We start from the raw sequence: 4,091 nt of genomic DNA on the forward strand, positions 1-4,091 counted from the left end.
CAAAATTGGGTGAAGCCATTACATACTGTTTAAATCAGTGGCAGAAACTCGTGGTATTTTTAAAGGATGGTCGTCTAGAATTGGACAACAATCGAGGCGAACGTTCCATTAAACCGTTCGTGATGGGGAGAAAAGCATGGCTATTTTCAGCTTCTCCGAAAGGAGCAAAGGCCAGCGCAATTATCTATAGTATTGTGGAAACAGCAAAAGAGAATCAACTTGATCCACTGAAATATTTAACCTATGTTTTCGAGCAATTACCGTTAATTGATTTAACGGATGAAGCAGTGTTAGATGCGTTGATGCCTTGGTCAGATGCAATTCCGACCAACTGTCACGTGCCTAAACGAACTACATAGATAGCATAACAATAGCACCCCCTGGAAAACAGGTGGGTGCTATTTGACGCTTACGTATCAAATAAATACTGGATGATTTTGGTTAATCAACACGTGTGAGATGAAATTGAAATATTTGATATTAATATGCCTTATGATAGTACAATTCAGGAAGTAAAAGATGTCATTAAACAGGAGGAATTAGAGTCTGAGCAAGAAATAATAGAACACAAGATTCTAAACCCTGTACAAATTCAACCATTTGCTACATATAACCGAACTGCTGCAGCAGAGTATGCTGTTAAATGGCACGATGGAAGAAATAGCTTATATAAGAAACATAGTGCGGATTGTACAAATTTTGTTTCTCAAGCCGTTTTCGCTGGTGGAAAAGAGATGAAAAAACCCTCTACTAGACCAAGTGGGATTACTAGTGATACTAACAATTGGTATAGTGAACGCTACTCTTTACCTGCGTATAATTATGGGTGGAGAGAAACCAGTTCTTGGGTAAATGTAGAAGATTTCAAAACTTTTTGGGCAAAAACTCAATCCGTTGTTACTTCATCATCTAAAAATACAATTATCGCCAATGCTAATGTTGGAGATGTAATCCAATTACAAGCTTCTAGCGGATCTAGATTTTACCATTCTCTTATAGTTCATAAAAAAGCTGACGGAACACTATATTTAGCTGCTCACTCTATTGATAGGGTAAATCTATCAATTAAAGATATATCTGCATATAATTTACGAGTAATTAAATTCTAATTATTTTTTAAGGTAGGGGGCGTATATGAAAAAAAAATTAATAATTATTCTTCTGATTCTAGTCGTCATTCTGGCATGGGTAATTTATTCTTATACTCGCCCTGCAATACTTGTAGGTAAAAGTGAAGATGGCAATTGGATTGCCGAATATGCTCCTGAAACATTCCTTAGTACAAAGGATATTTGGAATGGGCATGCAATCTGGAAGGGGAAAGATTCTATATCTTCAGTTACTCTTATAGAATTTAGAACTGCCGATAGTGTATTAACTTCAAACGATGTAGAAAAAGTAAACATCAAACCGGGAGATGTACTAGAGTTTGTCTCAATAGGAAACAAACCAAATAACGATTCCCATGTATTATATATCGAATGGGTTGAAGATGGGGTTTCAAAGAACGAAACTATACATTTCCAAGAAAAGAAAAGATTTTTTGTCCTTCCTTTTTTTCTATTTTTAAATAAGGGGTTCAACCAACCAAAAGCGCAATACATTCGCTAAGGAATACGTTCAGAAAATCAACGCTATTAAGACAGCAGCGAAAGGAATTCAAATCCAAACGATTCGTACACATCTAATTAAAGTGGCAAGTAAATTAGTGGAATCTGTGCGCTCCCTCCATTTTAAATTATCGTCGATTCGTCTACACTGGCTTCTTTTGGGATGTCCTGATCAGATGCAGCAATTAAAGTTAAACTAAATTGGCCATTTTAAAAAACGAACCCGCACCAAGGGAGAAGTCTGCCCCAAAAATTGATTTTCTCTTCATCCCTTTTCAAAAGTTGTTTTTTATAGCGTTTAGGAATAAATATTAAGAGTTGAGGAAATACGCTGTATAAAAAAGAAAAATTTAGTATAATTATAGGTAAAGGGAGTTAGTATTTTGTTAAGTATAGAAAGATATTTAGAAAGTATTTTAATTAAGGAGGATTATAATGAAGTCGAACGAGAAAAGTTGATTTTTGGAATTAAAATTTTTATGTCTGAGTTATTGAAATTACTAGTTATTTATGGGTTTTCTATGATTTTAAGCTGTCTATGGGAAGTTTTAATTATACATATCGCTTTTTTGTTACTTCGACAGTATTCATTAGGTTATCATTTGCCATCGAATTTTAGATGTATAGTTGGAAGTATTTTGTTATTTCCGGTGCTTTGTAAAATATCCTTGATTTATGAATTAAAGATTACATTTACGATTTTTATAATTGTTATACTAAGCATTTTAATTTTAGGTCCAGTTGGAACTGCTAAAAATAAAGTTTTTAATGAATCTCATCTTAAGTTTTTAAAAAGAAAAAACTTTATGCGAATAGTGTTGATTTTTATTATATATATATTTGTTCCACAAAAAATTCAAATGCTTATTACTTTAGGGGTTATGATACAACTTTTAATGTTGATTATACAATTTACTATTAATAAGAAAGAGGGATTAACATGATTCATTTATCAAATCTAAAAGAATTTTCAACCACTAAATTAGCTGCTATTTTTATTGCGATAGGAGGGTTATTTGTAATGAAAGGATGTACCCTTTTTATGTACGAAGAGGAATTACCAGACGTACTGAAAAAGGAAAATCCTTTTTATGAATAAATGGTTTTATAAGTGACATGATTATTTTGGGAATAGTTCAATTTATTACGATATTTGGTGGGATTGCGTACTTATCTAAGGTTCAATTAAATTTTATTAAAATATTAATTTCATTTTGTATCGTTTTAATCCCTGCACTTTTCGTCTTTATTTTTATATCTCCTTATGTCGGGATTATATTATTTTTAATTTTGATGATTGCTTTATTTTATAAAATTAGCGTAAATAATTGGTTGTTGATTGATACATGTATTGTTTTTATGATTGGTATTTGTGCTGATAATTTAGCTTTAATTATAACTAAAAGCACAGAAAGATTTGATTATATTATTTTGTATATGTTAACAAGCGCTGTTTTAATAGTCATTTATGAATATTTTTTTAAAAGGAAATTAGCGGATTTAAATATATCTTTTATTATTCAAAATTTAATTTTTACGATAGTTGCAATTACATTATCCATTTTTTATGTAAACATTTTTGTTTACGATAACAAATTCTTAAGTTGGATCAATTTAGGCTTACAATTCACTTATATGACATTGATAACTTTTTTCTTCTGGCTAGTAGTCCAAAATACGAAAAAAGAGAACTTAATTCGTCAAAAGGATATTATACATACACATTTTTCTGATTATACTAAATCTTTAGCGAAAGTGAATGAAGAAATGCAGCAATTTAGGCATGATTACTTAAATATCTTATTGTCTTTAAAAGAGTATATTGATGAGGGAGACAATGAAGGCCTAAGAACTTACTTTTATGAGAATATACTACCTTCGGAAGAAAAAACGATATCTAGGAATAAATTATTAGGTTCTTTAGAGAAAATAGAAAGTCTTGAAATTAAAAGTATTGTTGCTTCTAAATTGATGCAAGCTGATAAGAATGGTATTGAAATAAATGTGGAAATTCCCTCAATAATATTAGATATATCAATGAATACTATTGATTTAACTCGCATATTAGGCATTTATTTAGATAATGCAATTGAAGCAAGCTTAAAAGAAAAAAATCCACGAATTAATATAGCTTTAATAGATGTAAAAGGAGAAAATTTAGTCATTGTAATAGAAAATACCACACGTGTTGATTAACCAAAATCACCCAATATCTATTTGATAAAGTTCACGGTGGAATTCGACTATTTCTTTCAATCCAATTCGCCATTCAATCGGCAGGGTATCACAAAGAAGCTGGCGTGTGAAACCAGCGAAAGACAGGCGTTTACAGTGCTTTTTCTTGTGTCCTTCCGTTTGTAAAAATTTCAATAATACGTAGGCAATTAACGCCGCAAATAGTTGGCTATACACCGCATTTTCAGTCGTGCCAAATAAAACAGGCACATTTAAGTTCTGTTTGATCCAACGAAAGAACGATTC

General features: G+C 31.3%; 6 protein-coding genes and 2 pseudogenes. 7 read left to right on the forward strand and 1 reads right to left on the reverse strand.

Annotated features, from left to right (window positions below; translation table 11 throughout):
- The 7 genes and pseudogenes from DDE80_RS13860 to DDE80_RS13885 all read left to right on the forward strand — a co-directional run.
- Nucleotides 1-359 (forward strand): IS66 family transposase (locus tag DDE80_RS13860; RefSeq protein WP_153060923.1); only part of this gene is annotated, 359 nt, incomplete at its 5' end.
- A gap of 126 nt (nucleotides 360-485) precedes the next feature.
- Nucleotides 486-1,109: an amidase domain-containing protein gene (locus tag DDE80_RS13865; RefSeq protein WP_108308508.1), complete on the forward strand. Its 624-nt coding sequence runs from the start codon at nucleotides 486-488 to the stop codon at nucleotides 1,107-1,109.
- Between the two features lie 25 nt (nucleotides 1,110-1,134).
- Nucleotides 1,135-1,611: a hypothetical protein gene (locus DDE80_RS13870; RefSeq protein ID WP_108308509.1), complete on the forward strand. Its 477-nt coding sequence runs from the start codon at nucleotides 1,135-1,137 to the stop codon at nucleotides 1,609-1,611.
- A gap of 34 nt (nucleotides 1,612-1,645) precedes the next feature.
- Nucleotides 1,646-1,799, forward strand: a pseudogene (locus tag DDE80_RS13875) (IS1380 family transposase); the annotation flags it as partial.
- A 194-nt stretch (nucleotides 1,800-1,993) separates the two neighbouring features.
- Nucleotides 1,994-2,554, forward strand: a complete 561-nt coding sequence (locus DDE80_RS13880) for an accessory gene regulator ArgB-like protein (protein WP_161952351.1) — start codon at nucleotides 1,994-1,996, stop codon at nucleotides 2,552-2,554.
- Nucleotides 2,551-2,709 (forward strand): hypothetical protein, encoded by a 159-nt coding sequence (locus tag DDE80_RS15210; RefSeq protein ID WP_161952352.1) that lies wholly within the window; start codon nucleotides 2,551-2,553, stop codon nucleotides 2,707-2,709. Before DDE80_RS13880 ends, DDE80_RS15210 begins: the two co-directional genes overlap by 4 nt.
- Before the next feature lie 17 nt (nucleotides 2,710-2,726).
- Nucleotides 2,727-3,806 carry a GHKL domain-containing protein gene (locus DDE80_RS13885; RefSeq protein WP_108308513.1) on the forward strand — a complete coding sequence of 360 codons (1,080 nt, stop codon included), beginning with the start codon at nucleotides 2,727-2,729 and terminating at the stop codon, nucleotides 3,804-3,806.
- Between the two features lie 6 nt (nucleotides 3,807-3,812).
- On the opposite strand, the pseudogene DDE80_RS13890 reads toward DDE80_RS13885, so the two are convergent.
- Nucleotides 3,813-4,091, reverse strand: a pseudogene (locus DDE80_RS13890) (IS4 family transposase); the annotation flags it as partial.

The sequence above is a fragment of the Metalysinibacillus jejuensis genome (assembly GCF_003057615.1).
Lineage (GTDB): Bacteria > Bacillota > Bacilli > Bacillales_A > Planococcaceae > Metalysinibacillus > Metalysinibacillus jejuensis.